The organism is Caproiciproducens sp. CPB-2 (assembly GCF_036287215.1).
Lineage (GTDB): Bacteria > Bacillota > Clostridia > Oscillospirales > Acutalibacteraceae > Caproiciproducens.
Window position 1 is genome coordinate 3377927 of sequence record NZ_CP142860.1, and the last position, 24906, is coordinate 3402832.

A 24906-nucleotide genomic window follows, 5' to 3' on the forward strand; every position below is an offset into this window, starting at 1 on the left:
CATGCGGTCGGCACTCGCCTACGGCGGCGCTCTCAGATAGTTGCATATTGAATCGGTCTCGGAGCACTCAGAAACACCTCCCGGCGCGGCAGAGGGAGTTAACACCGTGTTTTTGCGCCAAAAAAGAGGTTAAGGAAAAAATCCTTAACCTCTCAACATATACAGACCTTACCGCCCACATGGACAGTATGCAAGATGCATGGCGCTAATTCCAATATATCGCGCGAACCACGATTGTTCGTACTGTATAACTATTACTTAGTATATCCCGAAACTTTGATTTTGTCAACCCTTTTTCGCGTTTATTTCAAATTTATTTTTCAGCCAATTCCCAAAGCACCGGGCGCCGTTTCCTTCAGCTTTTCCACCAGCGCCGTCGATTTTTCCTTATCCGCGCCCTTGGCCGAAATGTAAATCTTGATTTTCGGTTCCGTCCCGCTGGGACGTACCGTCAGCTTGCTCCCGTTTTCCAGCCGGTACTCCAGCACGTTGGATTTCGGCAGCAAAATATCGCTCATGGTACCGCCGTCACACCGCTTTGAGGTTTTGTAGTCGCTCCATCCGCTCACCCTGCATCCGGCGGCCTCCTTCGGCGCGTTTGCGCGCAGGTTCTCCATGATGCGGTCCATCTGGATCATCCCGTCCTCGCCCTCAAAGCCGAAGCTGACCTGGCTGTTTTCGTAGTAGCCGTATTTTTGATAAAGCGCGTCCATCGCGTCCACAAGGGTCATGCCCTTTTTCCTGTAATCGTAAGCCATCTGGCAGATCAGCATGCTGGCGTCCACAGCATCCTTGTCGCGGACATACCCGCCGGAAAGATAGCCGTAGCTCTCCTCAAAGCCGAAGATATAGCGGTCGGCTTCCCCGTTCTCCTCCAGCAGCGCAATCTGGTCGCCGATGTATTTGAACCCGGTCAGCACGTGCCGCAGCTCGATTCCGTAGTCCTTTGCGACAGCCGCCGTCATGTCGGTGCTGACAATGGTGGTCACCGCCACGGGATTTTTCGGCATGGTGCCGTTCTGCAGGCGGCCGCGGGCGATAAAGTCGAGCAGAAGCACACCCACCTCATTGCCGCTCATCAGGATGAATTTACCGTGCTGGTTGACGGCGATCCCGCAGCGGTCGCAGTCCGGGTCGGTGGCAAGCAGCAGGTCCGGCTGTACCTTCTCGCAAAGGTCAAGCCCCTTCTGCAGCGCCTCTTTGATTTCCGGGTTCGGGAACGGGCAGGTGGCAAAGGTCCCGTCCGGGAATTCCTGCTCCGGCACGACGGCAACGTCCTTCACGCCGATTTTGTCCAGAATCCGGGTGACGCAGACGCGCCCCGTCCCGTTCAGCGGCGTATAGACCACCTTCAGACCCTCGCATTTTTCCGCAAAGACCCGCTGTTTCATCACTTCTTCCAGGAAGGAATCGATCACTTCGTCCGGAATATAGCTGACAGTCCCGGCTTTTACGGCATCGTCGAAATTTACGCGCTTCACGTCGTCGAAAATATCGAGGCTGTTGATCTCGCTTAAAACCTCGTCCGCCATTTCAAGGGCGATCTGGCAGCCGTCGCTGCCGTAGGCCTTGTACCCGTTGTATTTGGCGGGGTTGTGGCTGGCGGTAATGCAGATGCCCGCGTCGCAGTGCAGATAACGCACCGCGTAAGAAAGCGTCGGGGTCGGGGAAAGCCAGGGATAAATATGCGCCTGAATCCCGTTCGCGGCCAGCACCGCGGCGCTTTCGCGCGCGAAGACGTCCGATTTGATGCGGCTGTCGTACGCGATCGCCACGGACGGCGACTTTCCGTGCTTGTTCAGATAATTGGCAAGGCCCTGCGTCGCCTTGCGGACGGTATAAACATTCATCCGGTTGGTGCCCGCGCCGATCACGCCGCGCAGGCCGCCTGTGCCGAATTCCAGATTGCGGTAGAAACGGTCGTTGATCTCTTCGGGCTGATTCTGAATTTTTTTCAGTTCTTCGGTTAAATCAGGGTCGTCCAGCTTCGTATTGAGCCATCTTTCATATTCCGTCATGAAAAACATTCCTTTCCAAATATAGAAACTCCACCGCTTGCCTTTGCGGCAGCCCCCTCGGGGAAGCGGCTGATCCCCCGCCGCCTTCCGTGAGGGAGGCGGCGCGCCAAAGGGAGTTACTCCCGGCAGGCCGAAACAGGGCTTTCAGCATTTCATAATTCTCATTAAGATTACCATTTGTTCCGAAAAGTGTCAATCAGATTTTCACGATATTTGTGACAACGCCATTCTCCGTAATATCGAGGATTCCGTAAGTGCCCCGGCTCCCGTTCAGGCTGCCGGGATTCATGATATACAGCCCGTCCTCGTAATCCGTCATCGCGTAATGGGTATGGCCGAACAAAAGGATGTCCGCCTTGCGGCCGCGCGCCGCCTCAACCGACGTATACAATCCGTATTTAACATTATATGTATAACCATGAGTATAGAAAATGTGCTTGCCAGAAAGGGTGATGTCCCCGTCCACCGGCAGCGTGGAACCCCAGTCGCAGTTCCCGCGCACCAGAAGAAACATTTTTTCGGGGAAGCTGCTCTGGATTTCCTGCGCTTCCTCCGCCCCGTCCCCCAGGTGGATGACCACCTCGGCGGCGGGCTGTCTTAAAATTGCCTCGCGCAGGGCGTAAGCATCCCTGTGCGTGTCTGAAACCACTAAAATCCGCATTTAAAAAAACCTCCGAATGGCGGCGGCTTTCCGCCGTCATATATGAAAGTCCCGCATCATACAATGATAGCGGGGTGATTGTATGCCAAACAATGATTCACAAAAACAGCTGTTGGAAAGCCTGATCAACCAGCTTAGTCCGACGGACCGCAAGAAGCTGCAGGATGTGCTTGCCGACAAAACCGCTACGGAAAAAATACTCAGCACACCACAGGCTCAGGAACTTTTAAAGAAATTTTCGGGAGGAAAATAAATGGACGATCTTGCCGCTATGCTCAGTGAGCTGTTAAAGAGTCCGGGCGCCATGGATAAGCTCAAAGGGCTTGCCAGCGGCCTGTTGGGCGGCGCGGCGGCGGAGCCGGCGGCAGGCGGCGACGCTCCCCCACCGGAGCCGCCCGACGGCGGTCCTCCGCTCGGGATCGATGCCGAGGCTCTGCAAATGATGACGAAAATCGCGCCGCTGCTTTCCAGCTTCCGGCAGGAAGACGACAGCACAAGGTTTCTGCACGCCCTGCGGCCCCTTCTCAGCGAGGAGCGTCAAAAAAAGCTTGATGAAGCCATCAAGCTTTTGCAGTTGATGCGGCTCCTTCCTCTTTTCAAAAGCAGCGGAATATTCTGAGGTGTAAATCATGGCTGACAATTATACTTATGATTTTCAGCGCCTGCAGCAGGACGCGATCCGCAGGGCGCGGGAAATGCAGGCGAGGGCCCGGGTACCCGCCCCGCCGCTGAACCAAAGCGCGCCCGGTCCGCCGGCCGCACCCGCGGCGCAGCCTTCCCCGGCACCGCCGCAGCAGCACAGCGCTCCGGCCCCGCAGCATGTTTCCGCGCCGGCAGCCGGGCAGCAGCATGGGCACGAACCGTCCTTCGGCCCGCTTACCCCCGTCAAGGATATTTTCGACAGCCTGATGAGCGACAGCGAACGCACGCTGATTCTGGTGCTGATTCTCCTGCTGACGGAGGAAAAGGCGGACATCGGGCTGATTTTCGCGCTGATGTATCTGGTTCTGTGACCGTCAGCCCTCCGGGGCCTGTATGGCGTAAACATATTCCTGACCGGTAGAGGGGTCGGTTTTCAGTACATAATCCATATATTTGGTGGGGGTAGGAGCGGCGACGGTGCTGGTCGTCTGCGTGCGCCACGTATCGCTGGGCGAAACGTAGCCGACATGCAGAACGGTGCTGTCGCCCTGTTTTTTTGCGCTCTCCGTATAGGGCAGAAAGCTGCTGTCCGAAGAGTACAGCGCCACGTGGAACTGGTTTTCCTCCGAATTGTATTCAAAGAAGGTTTCCTGGGCGGGCGTTTTCGGCTGAAGCTGACAGTCCGGGCCGAACAGCGCGCGGCAGGAATCCACCACGTCGCCGAGCGGGACCAGGATTCTGCCCGCGTCGTCGTAGCTGTTGTAATTGGTCCCGTTGTTTTCCGTGATGGTTTTCCACAGGGAAGCGTTCAGGACAAACTCCTCGTCGGCCTTGTCGGGGGACGCAAAGGGCTTCGGGTCCTGCATCACGACGGTGGTGAGGAAGGAATCGTAGGCGCGCAGCTTGCTGTCGTCGGTCGCCGCGAAATAGATGCTTTTCCCGATGGCGGCGGCAATGAACCCGACGCCGACCAGCGCGAGGATCAGCACCAGCGCGCCGACCGCCACTCCGTAGCGGTGCCGCCTGCGCCGTACCGTCCTGGCGGGTCTTTCCGGCACCTCCGGTTCTTCCGGCTCCGGCTCCAGCCCGTCGTCCCATTTTGTTAAAAGCTCCTCGCCTTCGTCCTGCTGCTCCTCCGGCAGGAAATCGTCGATTTCAATATCCTGCGGCGGCTCCGCGGTCTCCGGCTGTTCCGCCGGCTTGTCGCCGTACACGCCGCGATAGTCGGCCGAGAACCCCTCTATCTTCCTTCTCTGTCTTTTACTCATCTGAAAATACTCCGTTTTCTATCTTATTTGGCCGCTGCCGCTGATAATAAACTTCGTAGACGTCAGTTCATTTGCGCCCATCGGCCCGCGCGCGTGCAGCTTCTGCGTGGAAATGCCGATTTCCGCGCCCAGCCCGAATTCGCCCCCGTCGGTAAAACGGGTGGAAGCGTTGACGTACACCGCCGCGGAATCCACCTGCTCCGTGAATTTCTGCGCGTTTTCATAGCTTTTTGTTACGATCGCCTCGCTGTGGCCGCTGGAGTACCGCGCGATATGCTCGATCGCCTCGTCGATGCCGCCTACCACCTTGACCGCGAGGATATAATCCAGATATTCGGTCGCCCAGTCCTCTTCCACCGCGGGAATCACGCCGGGGCCGAGGATTTCCCTCGTCCGTTCGCAGCCGCGGATTTCCACGTTCTTCTCGTCGAGCCGCGCCTTGATGACCGGCAGCGCCTTTTCGGCGATATCCCGGTGGACAAGCACGGTTTCGATCGCGTTGCAGACGGACGGGCGCGAGGTCTTCGCGTTATCAATAATATTCGCCGCCATATCAATGTCGGCGGAGTCGTCCACATAGACGTGGCAGTTGCCCGAGCCGGTCTCGATCACTGGCACGCGGGAATTCTGGACCACGGACTGAATCAGCCCCCGGCCCCCGCGCGGGATCAGCACGTCGATCGCTCCGGTAAGCCGCATCATTTCCACAGAGGAGGCGCGGCTGGTGTCCTGTACCAGCTGGATGCTGTTTTTCGGCAGCCCGGCTTCCTCCGTTGCGGCGCGCATGATTTCGGCAATGCAGGTGTTGGAGCGGATGGCCTCCTTGCCGCCGCGCAGGATGACCGCGTTCCCCGCCTTCAGGCAGAGCGCCGCGGCGTCCGCCGTGACATTGGGCCTTGCCTCGTAAATAATGCCGATGACGCCGAGCGGTACGCGCACCTGCTCGATTTTCAGGCCGTTGGGCCGCACGCCGCCGCCCACAACCGTCCCGATCGGGTCGGTCTGCGCCGCAACGCCGCGGATTCCCTCCGCCATCCCTTTGATTCTAACGGGGTTCAGCGTCAGCCGGTCCAGCAGGGATTCGCTCATGCCGCTTTCCCGGGCGGCTTTTAAATCCAGTCCGTTGGCGGAAAGGATTTCCTTTTCCCCGTTTTCAATCGCCGCCGCCATCGCGGAAAGCGCGGCGTTTTTCTTCGCTCCCGCCGAGGCAAGGACGCGGGCGGCTTCCTTCGCGTTTTTTCCCATTTGTTCTATCACGGTCATGGTATCACCCCTTCTTATCTTACCGCTTTCCCGTGCCGAAAAGTGTCCCTATTTGTACACCGTCGAAAAGCTGGTACAGTGCTTTCGGGTCCGCGCCGCTCATCACGCAGCAGGGGATGCCCGCCTCGTTCGCGATCGCTGCCGCGCTCACCTTGGTGCTCATTCCGCCCGTCCCGCGGTTGGAGCCGGTCCCGCCCGCCAGCGCGCGGATCCCGTCCGTGACCTGCGCCACATAGGGGATGCGCTTTGCTTCGGGGTCCACGCGGGGGTTCGCGTCGTACAGGCCGTCGATATCCGTCAGGATGACCAGCAGGTCCGCGTCCGTCAGCACGGCGACCGTTGCGGAAAGCGTGTCGTTGTCGCCGAAATTGTTGCCGACCAGCTCGTCGATGGCGACGGAGTCGTTTTCGTTGACGACCGGGATAATGCCCATTTTGATCAGTTCGGTAAAGGTGTTCTGGGTGTTCCGTTTGTTGTGCTCGTTCGCGACCACGTCCCCGGTCAAAAGCACCTGAGCGACCGTCTGGTTGTACTCGCCGAACAGCTTGTCGTACATGAACATCAGCTCACACTGGCCCACCGCGGCGATCGCCTGTTTTTTCTCCGTTTCCTGCGGTCGTTCCGGCAGCCCGAGCTTTCCGACGCCGACGCCGATTGCCCCGGAGGTGACAAGGACGATTTCCCTGCCCGCGTTCTGAAGGTCGGTCAGCACCTTACACAGCGTTTCCATCCTGCGCAGGTTCAGTTTCCCGTTTTCGTAAGTAAGGGTGGAGGTACCCACCTTAACGACGATTCTTTTTGCCTGTGTTACAGCCGACATGTTCCATTCTCCTAAAATTTTTATACCCTAAATTATATCATAATCCGCCGGGGTTTTGAAGGAATATCTTTTGAACGAACGGTAAATTCCGCAAAAATCCGGGGTTTTTTTCGGGCAGAAGCGGCGCGCGCCCATCAATCCCCATATTTTTCCCTAATTTTCCATTATCTATTGCACAATTAGAAAAAACGCGCTATAATCGGTTTTGTAAGGCACAAATAAAAGTGCAGCGCAGGAACGGGGTGTCTCACCACCCCGCCCCCCTGCATACGGAGAGCACGCTCCATACACAACCGAAAAATCGGCACGCTGCGGATATTATTATACCGCCTCTTTACCGTTTTGTACAGAGGGGATTTTGTATCCGCGGGCACCTGACGACGTTGTATATGGATAAGAATATCCGTGTACGGCGTTTTTTTGTGCCTTGCCGCAGGAAGGCCGGCGGCGAGAGTCCCCCTTTTTGGCTTTTTCCACCGGTTCTTTTTGTGTTAAATTCTTAAAAACAACTTACTCCTTCCGGCGCGCCGGACCTGCCGGTCGGGAAAGCGCCTGGACCATGCGGTCGGCACTCGCCTGCGGGACCATGCGGTCGGCACTCGCCTACGGGACCATGCGGTCGGCACTCGCCTACGGGACCATGCGGTCGGCACTCGCCTACGGGACCATGCGGTCGGCAGGCGCCTACGGCGATGCTTCCAATCAGTTTACGTTCAATCGAAGTCTGATGCTCCGAAACTCCCTTCGTCGCGCCGGGCGCGCCACCTCCCTCACAGAGGGAGGCGGGGGATTCGGCCCCCTCCCCGAGGGGGCTGCCGCGAAGCGGCTGGGGGAGTCAGATATAAGTTCAAGTAGAAAAGAAAGTAACCCGGCCCCCATTTTTTGAAGGGGCCGCCACTTGGTGGAGGAGTTTAACATATGCTTGGCCGGGCGGAGGCCGTCCCTCCCCCCGGAACCAGGCGGGAAAATTTTTGGCCTGCAAATAAAAAACTCCCGGAATTGTTCTCCGGGAGTTCTCTTTATAAAATGAAGTTGATTCCGCTTAGTCCTTCGGTTCGCGCGGCTTGTTGGTGTTTGCGATAAAGCCGTTGCTTGCGCGGGGACGGTCGTCACGGCGGTCATCGCGGCGGCGGTCGTCGCGGCGCGGCGCGGGACGGCGGGGAGAATCGGAAATCTCATTTTCCGGGGTAAGGCCCTCCACCTCGATCAGAGCGTCGCGGCGGGAAAGGTTCAGCCTGCCCTTGTCGTCTATTTCCAGCACCTTGACCATGATTTCGTCGCCGACATTGACGACGTCGGTCACCTTCTCGGTGCGCTTGACGTCCAGACGGGAAATATGCACAAGGCCCTCTTTGCCGGGCGCAATTTCCACAAACGCGCCGAAGTCCATCAGACGGGTCACCTTGCCGTTGTAAATCGCGCCCGGCTCGGGGTCGTTCACGATCGTATCGATAATGGTCATTGCGCGCTGGCAGTTTTCGGCGTCGATACCGGAAACGAACACGTGTCCGTCCTCTTCCACATCGACCTTCACGTCGCACTCGGCGCAGATTTTCTGGATCACCTTGCCGCCGGTGCCAATCACTTCGCGGATCTTTTCAACCGGAATCAGGGTGGACAGCATTTTGGGGGCGTACTTGGAAAGCTCCTTGCGCGGCTCCGGAATCGCCTTGAGAATGACCTCGTCAAGGATATAGTCCCTTGCGTGGTGGGTTTTCTCCAGCGCTTCCCTGACCATTTCGGGGGTAAGGCCGTCGATCTTCAGATCCATCTGAATGGCGGTAATGCCTTCGTGCGTACCGGCAACCTTAAAGTCCATGTCGCCGAAGAAGTCCTCAAGCCCCTGAATGTCGACCATGGTCATCCAGCGGTCGCCCTCGGTAATCAGCCCGCAGGAAATACCGGCGACGGGCGCCTTGATCGGCACGCCGGCGGCCATCAGGGCCAGCGTGGAGCCGCAGATGGAAGCCTGGGAGGTGGAGCCGTTGGAGGACAGCACCTCGGAAACAAGGCGGTAGGCGTACGGGAACTCTTCAACGGACGGGATGACCGGGACCAGCGCCCTTTCGGCAAGCGCGCCGTGGCCGATTTCGCGGCGGCCCGGGCCGCGGCTCGGTTTTGTCTCGCCTACGGAGTAGGACGGGAAATTATACTGGTGGATATAGCGTTTGCTTGTTTCCTCGTCAATGCCGTCCAGCATCTGGCTGTCGCTGACGGGGCCGAGGGTGACGACGGTCAGAACCTGCGTCTGCCCTCTGGTAAACATGCCGGACCCGTGTACGCGCGGCAGAAGGTCAACCTCTGCGGCGAGCGGGCGCATGTCGTCCATTCCTCTGCCGTCCACACGCTTTTTCTCGTCGAGCAGCCAGCGGCGGACAATATATTTCTGCGTTTTGTACATGCACTCGTCGATCTTGGCCGCCTGATCGGGGTAAATCTCGTCGAATTTCTCATGTACCTTTTCATAAACCGGCTTCAGCCTTGCGTCGCGCACGGTCTTGTCGTCGGTGTCCAGCGCAATTTTGACCTCTTCCATCGCAAACGCTTTGACGGCGCTGAGCATTTCCTCATCCGGCTCGTTGCTGGGATAGGAAAATTTCTCTTTGCCGATTTCGGCCTGAATGCCCTTGATAAACGTAATGATCTTCTGGTTGGCCTCGTGCCCGGCCATAATGCCGTTGTACATCACTTCGTCGCTGACGATGTCCGCGCCCGCCTCGATCATGGCGATGCGGGAATCGGTGGAGGCGACGGTGACGGCCATTTTGGAAACCTTGCGCTGCTCCGAGGTCGGGTTGATCACGTACTGCCCGTCCACATAGCCGACGGAAACACCGGAGATCGGGCCCTTCCACGGGATATCGGAAATGCTGAGCGCGATGGAGGTACCCACCATGGCGGCGATTTCCGGCGCGCAGTCGTGGTCGACCGACATCACCGTAGCGACGACGGAAACATCGTTGCGCATATCCTTCGGGAACAGCGGGCGGATCGGGCGGTCGATCACGCGGGAGGTCAGAATCGCCTTGTCGCTCGGGCGGCCCTCGCGCTTAATGTAGGAGCCCGGGATCCGGCCGACGGAATAGAGCTTTTCCTCAAAATCAACGGAAAGCGGAAAGAAATCCACGCCCTCGCGGGGCTTGGGGGACGCGGTCGCCGCAACGTGGATGACGGTCTCGCCGTAGCGGACCAGGCACTCGCCGTTCGCAAGCTGCCCCATTTTTCCGGTCTCGATCACCAGCGGGCGTCCGGCAAAGTCAGTCTCGTAAACCTTAAAATTTTCAAACATATTGTTCCTCCATTTTATTTGATACGGGAGGCAACAGGTTTAGCAATAAAACCAGCATCCGGACCCCGGCTGTTCGTTTCACTGCTAAGTCCCGCGTCTTCCCATAAAATTTACGGTTGTTCACAAAAAGCCTAAAGGCAGGCGGTTTGCACCGCCTGCCCAAACAAACTGTAATTACTTGCGGATACCGAGCTTGGCAATAATCGCACGATAGCGCTCAATATCAACTTTCTGCAAATAGTTGAGCAGGTTTCTTCTTGAGCCAACCATTTTCAGCAGGCCGCGGCGTGAGTGGTGATCCTTCTGATGGGTCTTCAGATGCTCGGTCAGGTCGTTGATTCTCTTGGTGAGAACCGCGATCTGAACCTCCGCGGAACCCGTGTCGCCCTCATGCGTGGCATACTCTTTAATAATTGCTGTTTTTTCTTCTTTTAACATAGTGTTTCCACCCTTTCATCAATTAACCCTCAGTCACAGAAAAAGGCCGGTGAATTCCCCGAAGGGGCTTACTCCTGAATCCGGGAAAGGGGCATAATGCTGTATTATTATAGCATGCCGATTTTGGTTTGTAAATCATTTTATGATGCGTCAGAGGAAAAACCGCCGTTTTTCCGAAAATATTCCCTGGCCTGCTCCCCATTTTTCAGTATTTCCGCTTTCAGCTCGTCCAATCCGGCAAATTTGCGCTCCGGGCGGAGGAACCGGATCAGGTCCACCCGCACGGTCTCGCCGTAGATGTCGGGCCCGTGGTAATCGGTCAGCCAGGTTTCCGCCAGCACGGCGGGCGACCCCACCGTCGGCTTGATTCCCACATTGGTAACGCCGCAGTACCGCTCCCCGCCGAAAAACACTCTGGAAATATAAACGCCGAAACGCGGAAGGACAAAATCCTTCGGCACCGCCTGGTTCAGCGTGGGGGTGCCCAGCTCCCGCCCGAGCCGACGCCCGTGCAGGACCGGCAGGATGTACCCGTAGGGCCGTCCCAGCAGCCTTGCCGCCTCGTCCACGTCGCCGTTCGCGATCATGGAGCGGATGCGTGTGGAACTGACCGGTTCGCCGTCCAGCAGGACGGCGTGGGTCACGGCGGTTTCCATTCCGCGTTCCCCGCAGAGGCGGGAAAGCAGCCTGCTGTCCCCTTTTCCGCCGCGCCCGAACGTGAAGTTGAACCCGCAGCAGACTTTTTTCGCGCGGCAGACCTTTTGCAGAATCTGGCCGACGAATTCCTCCGCGGACAAATCCTTTACCGCCGAAAAATCCAGGATGTACAGCTGTTCCACACCGAATTCTTCCAGCAGGCGGATTTTCTGCTCCTGCGTAATGATCTCCCCGCCCGCGCTTCCGCCCAGATCGGTGAGCGGATTGTGCGCGAAGGTGAGCACCGTTGGGACAAGGCCCTTCTTCTTCGCCTCCACCGCCGTGGAAATCACCTTTCTGTGGCCGATATGCAAACCGTCAAAGCTGCCCAGCGCGACGGCGGAATCGCCAGAGGCGGGCGTCAAATCGTAGTAAACGTTCATCATGCATTCTTCTCCAGTATCAAGACTTGCAAAATCCGCGGTCCCTTTTGCCAAAATCAGTTCCCTTCCTCATAGAAAAGCCGCAGCACGGAAAGCTCCGCTTTTTCCCTGTCGACAGCCCCCAGCCCTAAAAAGCTTCCTTCGGGGGAGAGCACGCGCAGAAAGGCGCCGTCCGTTCTGTCCCCCGGCAAGCCCGGAAGGCGTTCCAGACTGAGCGCGCCGCCGTTGCAGAACCGCCGCGCCTGCGCGCCCGTCACCCGCAGCGCGGGGCGGCTGAGAAACAGGCTTTCGGTCGGCCGGACCTTCCGCCCCAGCGTTCCCTGTTCGGAAAGCCGCTTCGCCTCGTCCAGCGAAACCGCGTCCTTCAGCGAAAATCCGGCGGCCCGCGTCCTTCTCAGCGAGGACATCACGCCGAACGTCCCCAGCCTTTCGCCGATGTCCGCGCAGAGAGTCCGTATATAGGTTCCCGCGGAACAGCGCACGGTCAGCGCGCCGCTCCGGGTGTTTTCGTCAAATTCATTCAGAATCAGCTCATAAATCGTAACCGGGCGCTTGTCGCGCTCCACCTCTATCCCCTGCCGCGCAAGGGTGTAAAGCCGCTGTCCGTTCTTCTGCACCGCAGAGTACATCGGCGGAATCTGCCAGATATTTCCGCGGAAATAAGGCAGCACGGCTTCTATTTGGGCCTTTTGGATCCTTTCGCCGCATTCCTGCAGCTTTCTGCCGGTAATGTCCTGTGTGTCGGTGCGGTACCCAAGCTGAAAACCGGCACGGTATTCCTTGTCCGTGTCGTCCAGAAGCGAAGCCGCCCGCGTCGCCTTTCCCAAAAGCAGGGGCAGAACCCCGGTGGCCATCGGGTCAAGGGTGCCGGTGTGGCCGATTTTCTTCTGTCCGCAAAGGCGGCGCATCACCGCCACCACGTCAAACGAGGTGAAGTCCTGCGGCTTGTCTATCACGATGACCCCGTTCATGGCTTCCCTCCCGTCGCCTGCCGTATTTTAAAGATGCCTGCCGATCTCCGCAAGAATCTGCGCCTCGGCTTCCTCCAGGGTGGTGTTAAAGGTACATCCCGCCGCTCCCGCGTGTCCGCCGCCGCCGAAAACGGCGCAGATTTCGGAAGCGTTCTGCGGCGGCTGTGCCCGCAGAGAAATTTTGTACCCGCCGTCCGCCTTTTCGCGGATGGTCACGCCGATGACCACGCCCTCGATCGCGCGGGGAATGGAGGCCAGTCCCTCGATGTCGCCCTCTGTCGCGCCGGTGCTTGCGATCATCTCATTGGTAATTTTAATGACCGCGACGCGGTTGTCGTAAAAATAGCGGATGGTATCCATGACGCAGCGCTCCATATCGATGCGCGCGCGGCTTTTCGTGTCGAACATCGCACGGTTGATCCGGTGCCCGTCGGCGCCTTTTTCAACAAGGTCCGCGGCAATACGGTAGGTGGCCGGGGTCACGTTGATGTATTTGAAGCAGCCGGTGTCCGTCGTAATGCCCGTATAAAGGCAATCCGCGATCACGGAATCCATTTCGACGCCCAGCAGATTGAGCAGGTCGAAAATAATCTCGCAGGTGGCGGCCGCTTTCGCGTCCAGACAGGTGCGTTTCGCGTAATCGGAATTGGAGGGGTGATGGTCGATGCAGAGGTCAACCCTGTCCCCGTAAAGGCTCTGGTTCGGTTCGCCGATCAGCTGCAGGTCGGCAATGTCCACCGCGACGACCGTTTCGGGGGAGAACGTCTCCTCTTTCACGCCGCTGAAAAGGTACCGGTATTTCGGCACGATCTCATCGGAGCAGCGGATCATGGCATGCCTGCCCATTTTCTGCAGGCCCCGGCAAAGCGCCGTGGCGGAGCCCAGGGTGTCGCCGTCCGGATACTGGTGGCTTAAAATCAGGATATGGTCGGCTTCCCGCAGAAAATCGGCCGCCTCGCTTCGGGTTATCATTTTTTATCACCTCTTAAATCGTTGAGCATCCGCGAAATATTCGCGCTGTATTCGATGGAGTCGGTCGCTTTGAAGGTAAGCTCCGGCACATGCCTGAGCTGAAGCCGCGCGCCAAGCTCGTGACGGATAAAGCCGGACGCCGATTTCAGGCCGGTAACGGCCTGCTTCGCCCGCTCCATCCCCTCCATTGCGCTGACAAAAACCGTGCAGTAAGATAAATCGCTTGTGACGTCCACCCGGACAATACTGATCAGCCCCTGTACCCGCGGGTCTTTCAGCTCGCGGAAGATTGCCGTCAGCTCCCTTTTGATATCCTCGGTCGTCCGTCCCATTCTGTGGCTGGCCATTTTCTACCTCCGTATCTTACCCTTTCGGGATCAGTCCCTGTATTCCTCCATCACAAAGGCTTCCAGGATATCCCCTTCCTTGATGTCGTTGAAGCGCTCGAGACCGATGCCGCAGTCGTAGCCCTCGGCGACCTCTTTCACGTCGTCCTTGAAACGGCGCAGGGAAGCGATCTTATCCTCCGTGATGACAATCCCGTCGCGCACAACGCGAATCTGTGCGACGCGGGTGATTTTGCCCGTCGTAACGTGGGCGCCCGCAACGGTACCCACATTGGTGATTTTATAGACCTCGCGGCACTCGGCCTTGCCCAGGGGCAGTTCGCGGAATTTCGGCGCAAGCATGCCCTTCATGGCGGACTCGATTTCGTCGATACAGTCGTAGATGATGCGGTACAAACGCATATCCACGCCGTCGCGCTTGGCGTTTTCCTCGGCGACCGGGTCGGGCCGCACGTTAAAGCCGACGATAATGGCGTTGGAAGCGGAAGCGAGCATGACATCGGATTCGCTGATCGCGCCCACGCCGCCGTGAATGACGTTGACGCGGACTTCCTCGTTGCCCAGCTTCTCCAGCGACTGGCGGACCGCTTCCACGGAGCCCTGCACATCGGCCTTTACAATGATCTGCAGCTCCTTCATATCGCCCTGCTTCATCTGGTCGAACAGATTGTCAAGGGTGACCTTGGTGCGGGAGTTGAAACGCTCTTCCTTCAGCTCGGTGCGGCGCTGCTCCACCAGCTCCCTTGCGAGGCGCTCGTCGGACACGGCGTTGAAGATATCGCCGCCGGTCGGCACGTCGTCAAGGCCGGTGATCTCCACCGGGACGCTCGGGCCCGCCTGCTCGATCTTCTGCCCGTCCGCGTTCGTCATGGCGCGCACGCGGCCCACGGTGGTGCCGGCGACAATGATATCGCCGGTGCGGAGCGTCCCGTTCTGGACCAGCATGGTCGCAATCGGGCCGCGGCCCTTGTCAAGCCTTGCCTCAATCACGGTGCCCTTTGCGGCGCGGTCCGGGTTGGCCTTCAGCTCCTTCATGTCCGCCGTCAGGATGATCATTTCCAGAAGGTCCTTGATGCCGGTCTTCTTCACGGCGGAAACCGGGATGCACGGCGTGTCGCCGCCCCATTCCTCCGGAACAAGGTCGTACTCCGTCAGCTGTTCCATGACATGCTGCGGGTTTGCGCCCGGCTTATCCATTTTGTTGATCGCGACGATGATGGAAACCTCCGCGGCCTTGGCGTGATGGATCGCCTCCACGGTCTGCGGCATGATGCCGTCGTCCGCGGCGACCACCAGAACGGCGATATCCGTTACCTGCGCGCCTCTGGCGCGCATGGTGGTAAACGCTGCGTGGCCCGGGGTGTCCAGGAAGGTGACGTCGCGCTTGCCCAGCTTTACCTGGTACGCGCCGATGTGCTGGGTAATGCCGCCGGCCTCGGAGGCGGTGACGTTCGCGTGGCGGATGGCGTCCAGAAGGGACGTCTTGCCGTGGTCGACGTGGCCCATGACGACCACAACGGGCGCGCGCGGCACGAGGTTGTCGTCCTTGTCCTCGCTGTCGTCGATGATCTGTTCCTCAATGGTGACGACGACTTCCTTTTCCACCTTCGCGTGGAATTCCATGGCGGCGAGGGAAGCGGTGTCGAAGTCGACGGTGTCGTTGACGGCGGCAAACACGCCCAGAGCCATCAGCTTCTTGATGACCTCGGCGGCGGTGGCCTTCAGGCGGAGCGCCAGCTCGCCGACCGTAATCTCCTCCGGAATCTGGATGGTGATCGGTTTCGCCTTGCGCTCCAGCGCGATGCGGCGCAGACGCTCGGCCTCGGTCTCCTTGCGGGAATTCCTCGGCCTGCCGCGGTACTGGGAGCTGCGCTGGGTCAGCTTCTGCTTCTGCACGGTATTGTTCGTGTTGATTTTCTCGGAAGCGAGACGGTCGTATTTTTCGTTGTATTTATCAAGCTCCACATGGGACGATCTCGTATCGACAATCCTGCCCTCGGTGCGTTTGATCGCGCTGCCGGAGTCGCCGGACGGCTGCGGTCTTCTCTGCATGGTGCTCTGCTGCGGTCTGGGCGCCGCGGGGGTCTTGTGCTGCTGGGGGGCCTTGGGTCCGACCGGCGTAATCTTGCCCGGCTTTACGGCCTTGCGCGTAGGCGGGACAGAGCCCTGCGCACTCTGTGCGGGGCGTGCCTGAGCTCCGGGCCGCTGCTGCGCTCCCTGCGCCGGACGCGGAGCCCTGGCCTGCTGCTGTACGGGCGGACGGGGCGCGGGCTTCTGCGGCTGGATGATGACATCCGGCTTTTCCGGCTCCACGACGGTCTCGTTCCGGTTCGCCTGAGCGAAATACGTGTCAAGGCTTTCGCTGCTGTTCTTCTGTGTAAACGTTTCAAAAACGAGATCGAGTTCGCTTTCGTTGAGAGCCGTCATATGTTTTTTTGTTTCGCCGGTATACTTCTCCAAAGTATCAATGACATCCTTATTCGGGACGTTCAAATCCTTTGCCACCTCATGGACCCTGTATTTCATCATCATATATCAAATTCCTCCTCATTACTCTGTGGCCGCCTGTGCCCGGGAAAGCTCAAGCAGCTTTTTAGCGAACCCTGCGTCATTCACCGCTACAACTCCGGTTCGCTTCCCAAGAGCCATGCTGATTTCGTCCATTACCGCCCCGCAGATAACCACCGCGGTTCCTTCTTCTTTGGCCGCCCGCCGGACGCCTCCGGCGGTTCGGGGGGAAAGGTCCGCCGCCAGCAGTATCAGCGCGGCGCTTCCCTTCCTCAGCGATTCGATCGCCGCGTCATTGCCGAGCGAAAGCCTTCCGGCCCGGCGGGCAATGCCGAGAAGATGTAAGATTTTTTCATTCATTCCGGCTGATTTCCTCCTCCATACGGTCAAATACCTCGTCGGGGATTTTGCAGGAGAAGGCTTTTTCAAATCTTCTCGCCTTTCGCGCCGCTTTCAGGCAGTCTATGCTCCTGCACACATATGCGCCGCGCCCCGGCCTGCGTCCTGTCAAATCAAGAGATATTTCCTGTTCGGGCGATTTTACCACCCGCACAAGCTCTTTTTTCGGTTTCATCTCTCCGCACCCCGAGCACATCCGCATCGGTACTTTTCTTTCATGCATCCCATACACCGCCTGTTCAAAAAGAATTTACTTCTGCTCTTCCTCGCCAAAGAAGCCGCTTTCCGGCTTGATATCTATCTTCCAGCCGGTCAGCTTGGCGGCAAGGCGGGCGTTCTGCCCCTTGTTGCCGATCGCGAGGGAGAGCTGGCTGTCCGGCACGGTCACGCGGCAGGCGTGGGAGCCGTCCTGCGCCGGGGTGACGGAAAGGACGTCCGCGGGCGACAGCGCGGAGGCGATAAACTGCGCCGGATCCTCGCTGTACTCCACAATGTCGATCTTTTCGCCGCCCAGCTCGTTTACGATATTGGAAACGCGCGCGCCGCGGGAGCCGATGCAGGCGCCGACGGCGTCGACGTCCGGATTATGGCTCAGGACCGCGATTTTTGTGCGGGACCCCGCTTCGCGGGAAACCGCCTTTATCTCCACCGTGCCGTCGTAGATCTCCGGCACCTCGGTTTCAAACAATCTCTTGACCAGATCGGGGTGGACGCGGCTGATCATAGCGCGCGGGCCCTTCTCGGTTTCCTTGACGTCGACCACGTACACCTTGATGTGGTCGCCCTCCGTCAGCTTTTCGTCGCCGACCTGTTCGCTCTTGGGCAGAATGGCTTCGGCCTTGCCGATCATCAGCGTCGCCGCGCCCGTGCGGGGGTCGACCCGCTCCACCAAAGCGCTGACCAGCTCCTGATGCTTGCTCTGGAACTCCTGCATCATCTGGCCGCGCTCGCCGTCGCGGATGCCCTGCCGGATGATGTTGCGGGCGGTCTGCGCCGCGATGCGCCCGAATTCCTTGGTGTTCAGCTGAACGCCGACCACTTCGCCGATGTCCGTTTTCGGGTCGATTTTGCGCGCGTCCTCCAACAGAATTTCTTTTCCCTGGTCGCTTATGTCCTCAACGACGGTCTTGCGCAGATAAACTTCGAACGTCCCTTTCGCCGGATCCATGTTTATCACACAGTCCTCGTTGCCGTAGCTGTTTTTGCAGGCTGTGACAATCGCCTTTTTGATCCTGTCGAGCATAAAGTCGACCGGAATGCCCCTTTCTTTTTCCAACAGAGCAAGGGCCTCGAAAACTTCGCTGTTCATTCCTCAATACCTCCAACAATATCATCATCCACCAGCCGCACCGACGAGGCATCCCTGGCGGCCAGCGAAATCGTTACTCCTTCCTCCGTTTGAAGGACCATGGTATTCTCCCGATAATCTTCCAGCACGGCGGTCAGCTCGCGCCGCCCGTCCTCCAGGGGACGGATCAGCTTCACACGCACCGCGGAACCCAGGAACGCCTGAAAATGCTCCTCGCGCACAAGCTCCCGGTCGATTCCCGGGGAGGAAACCTCCAGACAGTACGACCGGTCGATCGGGTCGAGTTCGTCGAGCGGGCCGTTGATCGCGCGGCTCATTTTTTCACAGTCCTCAATGCCCACGCCGCCCTCTTTGTCAATAAAAATCCTCAGAAACCAGTCGGCTCCCTCTTTCAGGAAGCGGACGTCCCAGACGGAAAGCCCCAGCCCGGCCGCGATCGGCGCGGCAAGCTTCCATACCGCTTCGACGGTATTTCCGTTCTTTTTCTTATAAGCCAACCCTGTTCACCTCATAATACAAACAAAAGAGCGGGTCGCCCCACTCTTTCATCCTTCATAATATTACTTATTTATAATATCACAACAAAACTGCGAATGCAAGGGGGAAAAGTGAATAATACGCTTATTCCTCCATCTGTTTTCCCAAGAAGGATGCTGCGACCTGCGCGAGCTTGGTTTCACTTTCCGTGGGAACCTCGTCGCCGTCGTTTCCGAGCAGGACTACCGCCCCGGTCACGTCGCTGGAAGCGATGATGGGATAAACGACTTCCGCCGTCCTGTCCACACCCTCCACGGGCCGGAACGCGGACTTTCCCTTGCTGATAAAATTCGTGCGGCTCTGCATGCATTCCTCAAGCTCGGGGGTCACGCGGCGCTCCAGAAATTCCTTGCGCGAAACGCCGGCCGCCGCGACGACATGGTCGCGGTCACAGATAATGGCGGGCGCGTTGATCGCTTTGCTCAGTACATCCGCGTACTGCCCGGCGAAGGTGGAAAGCTCGCCCACAGGCGAGTATTTTTTAAAAATGACCCCTCCCTGCGTATCGGTAAAAATTTCAAGCGCGTCGCCTTCGCGTATGCGAAGCGTGCGGCGTATCTCCTTTGGGATGACAACGCGGCCTAAATCATCAATTCTTCTGACTATTCCTGTGGCTTTCAATTTTATTACCTCCTGTGCGGTGTTGTCTGTGCTTATTATCCGCAGGAATCTCTTTGCTATGCAGTATTTGACAAGGATGATTTTGGGAAAATTTTTTCATTTGCTCCCGGCGGCGCACCGCCCGCCGGAAATCCGCGCTTTTCCCGCGCGGCGGCGTCAACAGATCCGAAAGCCGGGGCGAGCAGGGGCGCAGCCAACGCGGTCAGCAAAATTGTAAAACAATTTTGCGGTTGCGCGACTTTCCCGACTGCCTGAGGAAAATACGGTAATACTTGTAAACGGAAGGAACCCGTACTATAATAAATCATATTAAGTTTTCCCGAATAAATGGAGGTTTTACATTGAAAAAACTGATAAAATTATGCGCCGCGGTCCTTGCGGCGGCGGCCCTGTTCGCGTTTGCGGGCTGTTCGGCGCGCACGCCGGTTTCGGCGGACGAATTTAAAAAGCAGGCGGAAGCGGCCGGGTTTACGGTGACGGATTCCTCCGCGAATGCAAACGCGGAAAAATACCTGTCCGCGGTCAAAAGCGAGACCGGCACGGAGCTGGCGTTCCTTGCCTTCTCCTCCGAAAGCGCCGCGACGGAGATGTACACGAACCTCAAGTCGGGCATTGCCTCCGGCACGGACGGCGACGCGCAGAACGTCGACTCCTCCTCCTATAATAAATACACCCTTGTAAACGGCGAGCTGAACCACATTCTGGTGAGAATGAATAAAACCATTGTGTACGGCAAGGCGACCACAACCTATAAAAGCCAGATCGAGGACTTTTTCAGCGCGATCAAATACTGAACCCGTTTTCATAAGGCTCCCCTGACAGACGCGGACGCAGCGCTTGTCGGGGGAGCCTTTTTGATATGTGAACTATCATAATTTAAAACAGCTTTCCGCCGGTAAAGCCCGCGAAGGCCATGGACAGGATCCCGACGTAGATCAGCACGGCGGGCAGCCCGCCGAACGCTTTGGGCATATCCGGGTTCCTGCAGATTTCCGGCGTATGGGAAAAAACGAGGGCGGCCAGAAAGAACGCCGCGCCCGTACCGAGGGCAAAGCCGACGGCGTCCGGCAAAGCGAGCTTCAGGCTTTTCAGCACGTACGGCATGGAGAGCACGACCGTATTCATTGCCGCCGGGGCCAGAATCTGCCCGTATTTCCTGTAAAACCGCGCGGAAAAGGTTTTCAGGACAAACGCCGCGATCAGATAGGCGGCCGCGCTGCAAAAAGCCAGCAGGGCCGGCCGCAGGACAACCAGCGTCTGGCTGCCCGCAAGCAGCGGGCTGAGAAAATAAGCCGCGGCCATGGAAATCAGCGTAAAAACCGTCACGAAGGCAGAATACATTCCGAGCATTTTCGGCCTGCGCCCCGCGCGGAGCACGCGGCTGAACCCAATGCCCCCGGCAAACAGGATATTTTCCGTGCTGACCGCCAGAAGCGCGGCCAAAAGCATCTGTACAAAGGTGTTCATATGCGGGGCACCCTCCTTCTGCCGCCTTTTTTACCGCGCTTTTCATTGACCCACTGGACGAACGCGGCGAAAAACCCCAGCAGGAGGAAGCCGAAAAACGGCAGGGAAACGCCCGCGTCGGCGGTGCCGTACACCCCCATGTTGGTGTGCCACAGGCTTCCCTTGAGCCAGAGCTCCCGGACGGCGGCGCTCAGGCAGACGACCGCGGCAAAGCCGGCGGAACACCCCAGAGCGTCCGCGGCCACCGCCCAGCCGATGTGGGTGGGCGCGTAGTCGTTCGCGCGGGAAAGGATCATGGAGTTGCCGATCATCAGAGCGGCGAACATGCCCAGGGCGGTCACCGACCCGGGGAGCAGCTTTTCCGTCAGCCACGCGGCGGGCAGATACAGGACCGCGGAAACCGTCAGGACCAGCCCCGGACGGATCCACAGGGGCACCATTTCCCCCACCAGGCAGAACAAAAGGGACAGCGGCAGGGTCAGGAAAAGGAACAGGAGGGACAGCTCAACGGCGTTCCTCATATTGTAGCCGCCCGCAACAACGGGGTAAAGCCCGAGCGCGCCCACCAGAACGGGGTTTTTGAAAAACGCTCCGTTCAAAAAGATCGTGCCCGTTTCGCGCAGCAGGGTTTTCTTATTCGTCATACGGTTCCTCCCCCAGTCTCAGCGCCCCCAGCAGCAGAGAATCAATCTGCGGGGTTGCGGCGTTGGCAATGATGACGGCGAAGACGGCCCCCTGTTCAAACGCGCCGAAGCGGCGGAACATCATCACCAGAAAACCGGCAAAGGCGCCGTAAAAAATGCGTCCCGGGATCCTGTGCGGGGCGGTCACCGGGTCGGTGACCATGAATACGGAACAGAAAAGCAGGGACCCCGACATCAGCTCGTATTTCACAGAGGTCAGCGGGCCGCACGCGATTCTGGGGAAAAACGCCGCGATCAGCACGGCGGCGGCCAGAAACGAAGCCGTGATCTCCCACCTTGCCGTGCGTTTCAGGAACAGGAAAAGCCCGCAGGCGCAGATCACCAGGATTCCGGTCGTTCCCAGCGGGCCGGGAAACACGCCCCACAGCATGTCGAGCGGCAGGATGCCCGGCTTCAGCCCGCTTTTTAAAACGGCGGCGGGCGAAGGGGCCAGCACCGCGGCAAAGTCCCGATACGGGGGAATCGTCTGGGCGGCCGCCGGGTCGAAATAGGAAAACATCTCCTTCGGCCAGCACAGCACGGCAAAGGCGACGCCCGACGCCGCCGGATTAAACGGCGTATGACCGATGGAGCCGAACGGCATCTTCGCGGCCAGAATCGCAAAGGCGGCCGCCGCGCAGGGCAGCCACAGGGGGGCGTTGAGCGGCATCAGCATGGTGATCATCATCCCCGTGACAAGGGAGGACCCGTCGGAAAGGCTGATGCTCTTTGTCTGGATCAGGCTGAACGCAATCTCACAGACCGCACAGGCCAGCATGGTCACGCCCGCCGTCACGAGCGGGCGCGGCCCGTAGTGCACCACGGGCAGGACGAGCAGCATGGCAAGCGCGAACAGCACGTCGCGCATCATGGAGGCTACGGAGGCTTCGCTTTTTACAAAAGGCGCTCTCGCTTCATTCAACGTCAATCGAAGTCACCGCTTTTCTTATAGGCCGCCGCCTTCGAAACGGCGGCGCGCAGATCGATTCCGGAAGGGCAGGCGACGGCGCAGGCCGAGCAGCCGATGCATTTCTGCACGTTCAGCATCCTGACAGGGTCCGGGCTGGCGCTTTGTATCTCCCTTAAAACTTTCCACGGCACAATGCCGCGCGGGCACGCCCGCTCGCATTTCTCACAGCCGATGCAGGGATAGGTCTTGTTTCTGGGGGGTTTTCGCAGCGCGATCACACAGCGCGTCGCCGCCGTGACCGGCTCGGACAGGTCGGTGACGGCCTTCCCCGTAACGGAAGAACCGGTGATGACCACCTTTGTCTTTTCGCTCGCTTCGCAGGCGTCCAGCAGAAATTTCAGCGGCGTGCCGATACGCACCCGCAGGTTCCGCCAGTGCTCCACCCCGTCGCCCGCCACCGTCGCCACGGTAAAGCTCTGGGGCTCGTTTTCGTCCACGGCGGCGGTCAGCGCCAGAAGCGCCTGCGCGCCGACGTACGCGGCGTTTTTCCCGGAGGCGTACAGCTTCCGTTTCAAGAGCACCCGCGCCGGGTACCGTTCGCCCGCAACGATCAGATCCGCCTGCGGGTTGATTTTCCGAATTGCGCGCGCCTCCCGGGAAGCCGCCACGGCGATTTTATTCTCCGCCGCACCGCACGCCCGCGCGGCAAGCACCAGCCCGGCGATGATCGCGTGCGTATTTTCCCGCAGCACCGCCATGGCGCTCGTCGTGCAGGGATCCTCGTCAAAGCAGCAGGCCACAAGCATATCCGGCTTCAACCGGCGCAGCCGCCTCAGCTTCTTGTCCAGCGCCGCACCGTCGAACTCGTCGACGATCCCGGCGGCCTCGGCGGCGGCGATAATCCCGCCGGCGTCAAGCTTCCCCTTCCGCGGCGGAAGCGGCCTCGGCTCCTCAATGCCCTCCGGAACGGGAAGATCCTTTATTTTATGTCTCAGCGAAGCTGATTTTTGCTGCTCCAGCTTTACGCCGCGCTGCAGTATCACGCCGTCATTCCCCCGTTTCTATTTTTGCCCGGCCGCCGCTTTCAGGTCCCGGATCGCCTGTGCGGCATTCTCCGCCTTGAATACGCTTGTCCCCGCCACGCACACATCCGCGCCCGCCTGTGCGGCCGTCCGGATGGTGGAGGGATTGATTCCGCCGTCCACCTGAACCAGCAGCTCCGGCCTGCGGGCTTTCAGCGTCCGGATCTTTTCCATCATGTCCTCCATAAAGCGCTGGCCGCCGAACCCCGGCTCCACCGTCATGACAAGCACCATGTACAGCTTGTCCAGATACGGGAACAGTGTTTCTGCGGGAGTGCCCGGCTTTACGGACAGCGCCGGCTTCGCGCCGCCCGCGCGGATGGTTTTCAGCGTTTTTTCCGTGTCGGATTTCGATTCTATATGAAAAGTAATAATATCCGCTCCGGCGTCTAAAAAATCAGGGACATACCGGAGCGGTTCATCGATCATCAGATGCACGTCAAAAGGTTTTTCCGTAAATCCGCGCACGGCCCTGATCACCGGCGCACCGAAAGTCAGGTTTGGCACAAAATGCCCATCCATTACATCCAGATGGATCCAGTCCGCGCCGCAGAGATCCATTCTCCTTACTTCATTTCCAAGCTGTGAAAAATCCGAGGAAAGCACCGAAGGCGCTATTAGCATATTGATTCCTCCATTGCTTTTTCCTTTATTCTACCCTAAATAAATTGTTTTTTCAACGTTTTCAGAACCGGTTCCCTCAAACTTTATAGCGCCTGCCGGGAACGGATCCCCGGCAGACGATCTATAATGAAGCGGTTTCAATATTTTCCCCGCACTCTATTGTATGCATGAATTCGCTTTTTGGCAGTAAAAAAGCTCCGCGTCCGCGAAGCTTTTTCCGCTATTTCCCATCGCGGCCGGAAGGGTCGTCCCCGGGGGCGTCTCCTCTGTTTTTCCTGCTTTCCCTGTAGTAAACCGCACAGGCAAGCGCCAGCGCCGCCGCGGTAAGCCCGCGCAGCGCCCAGCCCCAGGCCCCGGAAAACGGGTTGACCGCAAGGGCGGCATCCGCAAACCACCATCCGCCCAAAAGGAGAAAGAACGCACCCAGCGCGTAAAAAACACGGTTTTCCCGGCTCATCCGGAAAATCAGGATCAAGCCGGCGGCAACCCACATCGCCGCATATACGTAAGGCAAATCAACCGCTCCCCGCTATTATGATATTTTATCATAATATGAATCGGGATTTCTGTCAACTGTTACGCGCAGGTTTTCGCGGTCCTGCGCAGCCTGCCCTGCGCATGCTGGGGATGCCTGTGCATCCGGCGGCGGCGCACGGCGGCTTCCCGCCTGAGCTGCAAAAAGCAGCAGAAGGCCACGACGGCCTGCAGAACAAACTGGACGGTCTGGAACAGCCAGTTCCCCTCGCCGGAGAGAAGAGAAAGCACCCCCATCGCCGCGGTCATCCCCAGCAGCGCGCGGCCGGACTGCGTCCGCGGCCTGAATTTTTTGGCCATGACGCCCGCCGCCAGCAGCATGACCGTTCCCGTTAAAAGATTCATCGTTTTATCCCCCTGCCCCAAAACCGTTCATATGTTCTATTTATTGTCCTAATAATAACACATATGTTCTATTGAATGCAAGCTTTCTTTTTCAAAAAGTTTTGCGCGGGGACATCCGC

General features: G+C 58.6%; 29 protein-coding genes. 4 read left to right on the forward strand and 25 right to left on the reverse strand.

The window, feature by feature from the left end:
• Positions 1-320: 320 nt before the first annotated feature.
• Together VXK30_RS16795 and VXK30_RS16800 are read right to left on the reverse strand one after the other, a co-directional pair.
• Positions 321-2018, reverse strand: a complete 1698-nt coding sequence (locus tag VXK30_RS16795; RefSeq protein WP_275714588.1) for a phospho-sugar mutase — start codon at positions 2016-2018, stop codon at positions 321-323.
• 196 nt (positions 2019-2214) lie between these two features.
• Positions 2215-2679, reverse strand: a complete 465-nt coding sequence (locus VXK30_RS16800; protein WP_275714590.1) for a metallophosphoesterase family protein — start codon at positions 2677-2679, stop codon at positions 2215-2217.
• An 82-nt stretch (positions 2680-2761) separates the two neighbouring features.
• On the opposite strand from VXK30_RS16800, the gene VXK30_RS16805 reads away from it, so the two are divergent.
• The 3 genes from VXK30_RS16805 to VXK30_RS16815 are packed head-to-tail and all read left to right on the forward strand — an operon-like array spanning position 2762 to position 3692.
• Positions 2762-2932: a hypothetical protein gene (locus VXK30_RS16805; protein ID WP_275714592.1), complete on the forward strand. Its 171-nt coding sequence runs from the start codon at positions 2762-2764 to the stop codon at positions 2930-2932.
• Positions 2933-3298, forward strand: a complete 366-nt coding sequence (locus tag VXK30_RS16810) for a hypothetical protein (protein WP_275714594.1) — start codon at positions 2933-2935, stop codon at positions 3296-3298.
• A 10-nt stretch (positions 3299-3308) separates the two neighbouring features.
• On the forward strand, positions 3309-3692 hold the full coding sequence (locus VXK30_RS16815; RefSeq protein WP_275714596.1) for a hypothetical protein: 384 nt from the start codon (positions 3309-3311) through the stop codon (positions 3690-3692).
• Between the two features lie 3 nt (positions 3693-3695).
• Here the strand turns inward: VXK30_RS16815 and VXK30_RS16820 are convergent, their stop codons facing one another.
• From VXK30_RS16820 to VXK30_RS16895, 16 genes are all read right to left on the reverse strand, one after another.
• Positions 3696-4589 (reverse strand): hypothetical protein, encoded by an 894-nt coding sequence (locus VXK30_RS16820; RefSeq protein WP_275714598.1) that lies wholly within the window; start codon positions 4587-4589, stop codon positions 3696-3698.
• Between the two features lie 18 nt (positions 4590-4607).
• Entirely contained in the window at positions 4608-5852 is a 1245-nt protein-coding gene (locus tag VXK30_RS16825; protein ID WP_275714600.1) for a glutamate-5-semialdehyde dehydrogenase, read from the reverse strand.
• Between the two features lie 19 nt (positions 5853-5871).
• Positions 5872-6672, reverse strand: a complete 801-nt coding sequence (gene proB, locus VXK30_RS16830) for a glutamate 5-kinase (protein WP_275714602.1) — start codon at positions 6670-6672, stop codon at positions 5872-5874.
• Positions 6673-7714: 1042 nt separating this feature from the next.
• Positions 7715-9961: a polyribonucleotide nucleotidyltransferase gene (locus VXK30_RS16835; RefSeq protein WP_275714604.1), complete on the reverse strand. Its 2247-nt coding sequence runs from the start codon at positions 9959-9961 to the stop codon at positions 7715-7717.
• Positions 9962-10135: 174 nt separating this feature from the next.
• A complete protein-coding gene (gene rpsO, locus VXK30_RS16840; protein WP_275714606.1) occupies positions 10136-10399 on the reverse strand; it encodes a 30S ribosomal protein S15 in 264 nt (87 codons plus the stop codon).
• 140 nt (positions 10400-10539) lie between these two features.
• Complete coding sequence (ribF, locus tag VXK30_RS16845; RefSeq protein ID WP_275714608.1) at positions 10540-11481, reverse strand: riboflavin biosynthesis protein RibF; 942 nt, start codon at positions 11479-11481, stop codon at positions 10540-10542.
• Positions 11482-11534: 53 nt separating this feature from the next.
• Positions 11535-12449, reverse strand: coding sequence for a tRNA pseudouridine(55) synthase TruB (truB, locus tag VXK30_RS16850; protein ID WP_275714610.1), 915 nt, complete (start codon positions 12447-12449; stop codon positions 11535-11537).
• Positions 12450-12476: 27 nt separating this feature from the next.
• Positions 12477-13421, reverse strand: coding sequence for a DHH family phosphoesterase (locus VXK30_RS16855; protein WP_275714612.1), 945 nt, complete (start codon positions 13419-13421; stop codon positions 12477-12479).
• On the reverse strand, positions 13418-13768 hold the full coding sequence (rbfA, locus tag VXK30_RS16860; protein WP_275714614.1) for a 30S ribosome-binding factor RbfA: 351 nt from the start codon (positions 13766-13768) through the stop codon (positions 13418-13420). The genes VXK30_RS16855 and rbfA overlap by 4 nt, the downstream gene beginning before the upstream one ends.
• Positions 13769-13798: 30 nt before the next feature.
• Positions 13799-16300: a translation initiation factor IF-2 gene (gene infB, locus VXK30_RS16865; RefSeq protein ID WP_275714616.1), complete on the reverse strand. Its 2502-nt coding sequence runs from the start codon at positions 16298-16300 to the stop codon at positions 13799-13801.
• 18 nt (positions 16301-16318) lie between these two features.
• Positions 16319-16636 (reverse strand): L7Ae/L30e/S12e/Gadd45 family ribosomal protein, encoded by a 318-nt coding sequence (locus VXK30_RS16870; RefSeq protein ID WP_275714618.1) that lies wholly within the window; start codon positions 16634-16636, stop codon positions 16319-16321.
• Positions 16629-16898 carry an RNase P modulator RnpM gene (gene rnpM, locus VXK30_RS16875; RefSeq protein ID WP_275714619.1) on the reverse strand — a complete coding sequence of 90 codons (270 nt, stop codon included), beginning with the start codon at positions 16896-16898 and terminating at the stop codon, positions 16629-16631. Before rnpM ends, VXK30_RS16870 begins: the two co-directional genes overlap by 8 nt.
• Positions 16899-16925: 27 nt before the next feature.
• A complete protein-coding gene (nusA, locus tag VXK30_RS16880; protein ID WP_275714620.1) occupies positions 16926-17984 on the reverse strand; it encodes a transcription termination factor NusA in 1059 nt (352 codons plus the stop codon).
• Positions 17981-18481, reverse strand: coding sequence for a ribosome maturation factor RimP (rimP, locus tag VXK30_RS16885; RefSeq protein ID WP_275714621.1), 501 nt, complete (start codon positions 18479-18481; stop codon positions 17981-17983). The genes nusA and rimP overlap by 4 nt, the downstream gene beginning before the upstream one ends.
• A 124-nt stretch (positions 18482-18605) precedes the next feature.
• Positions 18606-19142, reverse strand: coding sequence for a stage V sporulation T C-terminal domain-containing protein (locus tag VXK30_RS16890; RefSeq protein ID WP_275714623.1), 537 nt, complete (start codon positions 19140-19142; stop codon positions 18606-18608).
• 56 nt (positions 19143-19198) lie between these two features.
• A complete protein-coding gene (locus VXK30_RS16895) occupies positions 19199-19450 on the reverse strand; it encodes a hypothetical protein (RefSeq protein ID WP_275714625.1) in 252 nt (83 codons plus the stop codon).
• 33 nt (positions 19451-19483) lie between these two features.
• On the opposite strand from VXK30_RS16895, the gene VXK30_RS16900 reads away from it, so the two are divergent.
• On the forward strand, positions 19484-19936 hold the full coding sequence (locus VXK30_RS16900; protein ID WP_275714626.1) for a hypothetical protein: 453 nt from the start codon (positions 19484-19486) through the stop codon (positions 19934-19936).
• Positions 19937-20018: 82 nt separating this feature from the next.
• Here VXK30_RS16900 and VXK30_RS16905 read toward each other — a convergent pair whose 3' ends face one another.
• The 7 genes from VXK30_RS16905 to VXK30_RS16935 form a co-directional block, all read right to left on the reverse strand.
• Positions 20019-20609: an Rnf-Nqr domain containing protein gene (locus tag VXK30_RS16905; RefSeq protein WP_275714627.1), complete on the reverse strand. Its 591-nt coding sequence runs from the start codon at positions 20607-20609 to the stop codon at positions 20019-20021.
• On the reverse strand, positions 20606-21253 hold the full coding sequence (locus VXK30_RS16910) for an Rnf-Nqr domain containing protein (protein ID WP_275714628.1): 648 nt from the start codon (positions 21251-21253) through the stop codon (positions 20606-20608). Before VXK30_RS16910 ends, VXK30_RS16905 begins: the two co-directional genes overlap by 4 nt.
• A complete protein-coding gene (locus tag VXK30_RS16915; protein WP_275714629.1) occupies positions 21243-22220 on the reverse strand; it encodes an RnfABCDGE type electron transport complex subunit D in 978 nt (325 codons plus the stop codon). Before VXK30_RS16915 ends, VXK30_RS16910 begins: the two co-directional genes overlap by 11 nt.
• Positions 22217-23245 (reverse strand): 4Fe-4S dicluster domain-containing protein, encoded by a 1029-nt coding sequence (locus tag VXK30_RS16920; RefSeq protein WP_275714630.1) that lies wholly within the window; start codon positions 23243-23245, stop codon positions 22217-22219. The genes VXK30_RS16915 and VXK30_RS16920 overlap by 4 nt, the downstream gene beginning before the upstream one ends.
• A gap of 18 nt (positions 23246-23263) precedes the next feature.
• Positions 23264-23908 (reverse strand): ribulose-phosphate 3-epimerase, encoded by a 645-nt coding sequence (rpe, locus tag VXK30_RS16925; RefSeq protein WP_275714631.1) that lies wholly within the window; start codon positions 23906-23908, stop codon positions 23264-23266.
• Between the two features lie 220 nt (positions 23909-24128).
• A complete protein-coding gene (locus VXK30_RS16930) occupies positions 24129-24422 on the reverse strand; it encodes a hypothetical protein (protein WP_275714632.1) in 294 nt (97 codons plus the stop codon).
• 62 nt (positions 24423-24484) lie between these two features.
• Positions 24485-24787, reverse strand: a complete 303-nt coding sequence (locus VXK30_RS16935) for a hypothetical protein (RefSeq protein ID WP_275714633.1) — start codon at positions 24785-24787, stop codon at positions 24485-24487.
• Between the last annotated feature and the right edge of the window lie 119 nt (positions 24788-24906).

Bases quoted from the DNA above. Each gene is read 5' to 3' on its own strand.
- VXK30_RS16870 (WP_275714618.1), bottom strand. From the start codon at position 16,636: ATGAATGAAAAAATCTTACATCTTCTCGGCATTGCCCGCCGGGCCGGA.
- ribF (WP_275714608.1), bottom strand. From the start codon at position 11,481: ATGATGAACGTTTACTACGATTTGACGCCCGCCTCTGGCGATTCCGCC.
- rnpM (WP_275714619.1), bottom strand. From the start codon at position 16,898: ATGCATGAAAGAAAAGTACCGATGCGGATGTGCTCGGGGTGCGGAGAG.
- VXK30_RS16815 (WP_275714596.1), top strand. From the start codon at position 3,309: ATGGCTGACAATTATACTTATGATTTTCAGCGCCTGCAGCAGGACGCG.
- VXK30_RS16895 (WP_275714625.1), bottom strand. From the start codon at position 19,450: ATGATTTATTATAGTACGGGTTCCTTCCGTTTACAAGTATTACCGTAT.
- VXK30_RS16935 (WP_275714633.1), bottom strand. From the start codon at position 24,787: ATGAATCTTTTAACGGGAACGGTCATGCTGCTGGCGGCGGGCGTCATG.
- proB (WP_275714602.1), bottom strand. From the start codon at position 6,672: ATGTCGGCTGTAACACAGGCAAAAAGAATCGTCGTTAAGGTGGGTACC.
- VXK30_RS16800 (WP_275714590.1), bottom strand. From the start codon at position 2,679: ATGCGGATTTTAGTGGTTTCAGACACGCACAGGGATGCTTACGCCCTG.
- VXK30_RS16820 (WP_275714598.1), bottom strand. From the start codon at position 4,589: ATGAGTAAAAGACAGAGAAGGAAGATAGAGGGGTTCTCGGCCGACTAT.
- VXK30_RS16855 (WP_275714612.1), bottom strand. From the start codon at position 13,421: ATGATAACCCGAAGCGAGGCGGCCGATTTTCTGCGGGAAGCCGACCAT.
- VXK30_RS16810 (WP_275714594.1), top strand. From the start codon at position 2,933: ATGGACGATCTTGCCGCTATGCTCAGTGAGCTGTTAAAGAGTCCGGGC.
- VXK30_RS16910 (WP_275714628.1), bottom strand. From the start codon at position 21,253: ATGACGAATAAGAAAACCCTGCTGCGCGAAACGGGCACGATCTTTTTG.
- rpe (WP_275714631.1), bottom strand. From the start codon at position 23,908: ATGCTAATAGCGCCTTCGGTGCTTTCCTCGGATTTTTCACAGCTTGGA.
- VXK30_RS16795 (WP_275714588.1), bottom strand. From the start codon at position 2,018: ATGACGGAATATGAAAGATGGCTCAATACGAAGCTGGACGACCCTGAT.
- VXK30_RS16805 (WP_275714592.1), top strand. From the start codon at position 2,762: ATGCCAAACAATGATTCACAAAAACAGCTGTTGGAAAGCCTGATCAAC.
- infB (WP_275714616.1), bottom strand. From the start codon at position 16,300: ATGATGATGAAATACAGGGTCCATGAGGTGGCAAAGGATTTGAACGTC.
- VXK30_RS16835 (WP_275714604.1), bottom strand. From the start codon at position 9,961: ATGTTTGAAAATTTTAAGGTTTACGAGACTGACTTTGCCGGACGCCCG.
- VXK30_RS16825 (WP_275714600.1), bottom strand. From the start codon at position 5,852: ATGACCGTGATAGAACAAATGGGAAAAAACGCGAAGGAAGCCGCCCGC.
- rbfA (WP_275714614.1), bottom strand. From the start codon at position 13,768: ATGGCCAGCCACAGAATGGGACGGACGACCGAGGATATCAAAAGGGAG.
- truB (WP_275714610.1), bottom strand. From the start codon at position 12,449: ATGAACGGGGTCATCGTGATAGACAAGCCGCAGGACTTCACCTCGTTT.
- nusA (WP_275714620.1), bottom strand. From the start codon at position 17,984: ATGAACAGCGAAGTTTTCGAGGCCCTTGCTCTGTTGGAAAAAGAAAGG.
- rpsO (WP_275714606.1), bottom strand. From the start codon at position 10,399: ATGTTAAAAGAAGAAAAAACAGCAATTATTAAAGAGTATGCCACGCAT.
- VXK30_RS16905 (WP_275714627.1), bottom strand. From the start codon at position 20,609: ATGAACACCTTTGTACAGATGCTTTTGGCCGCGCTTCTGGCGGTCAGC.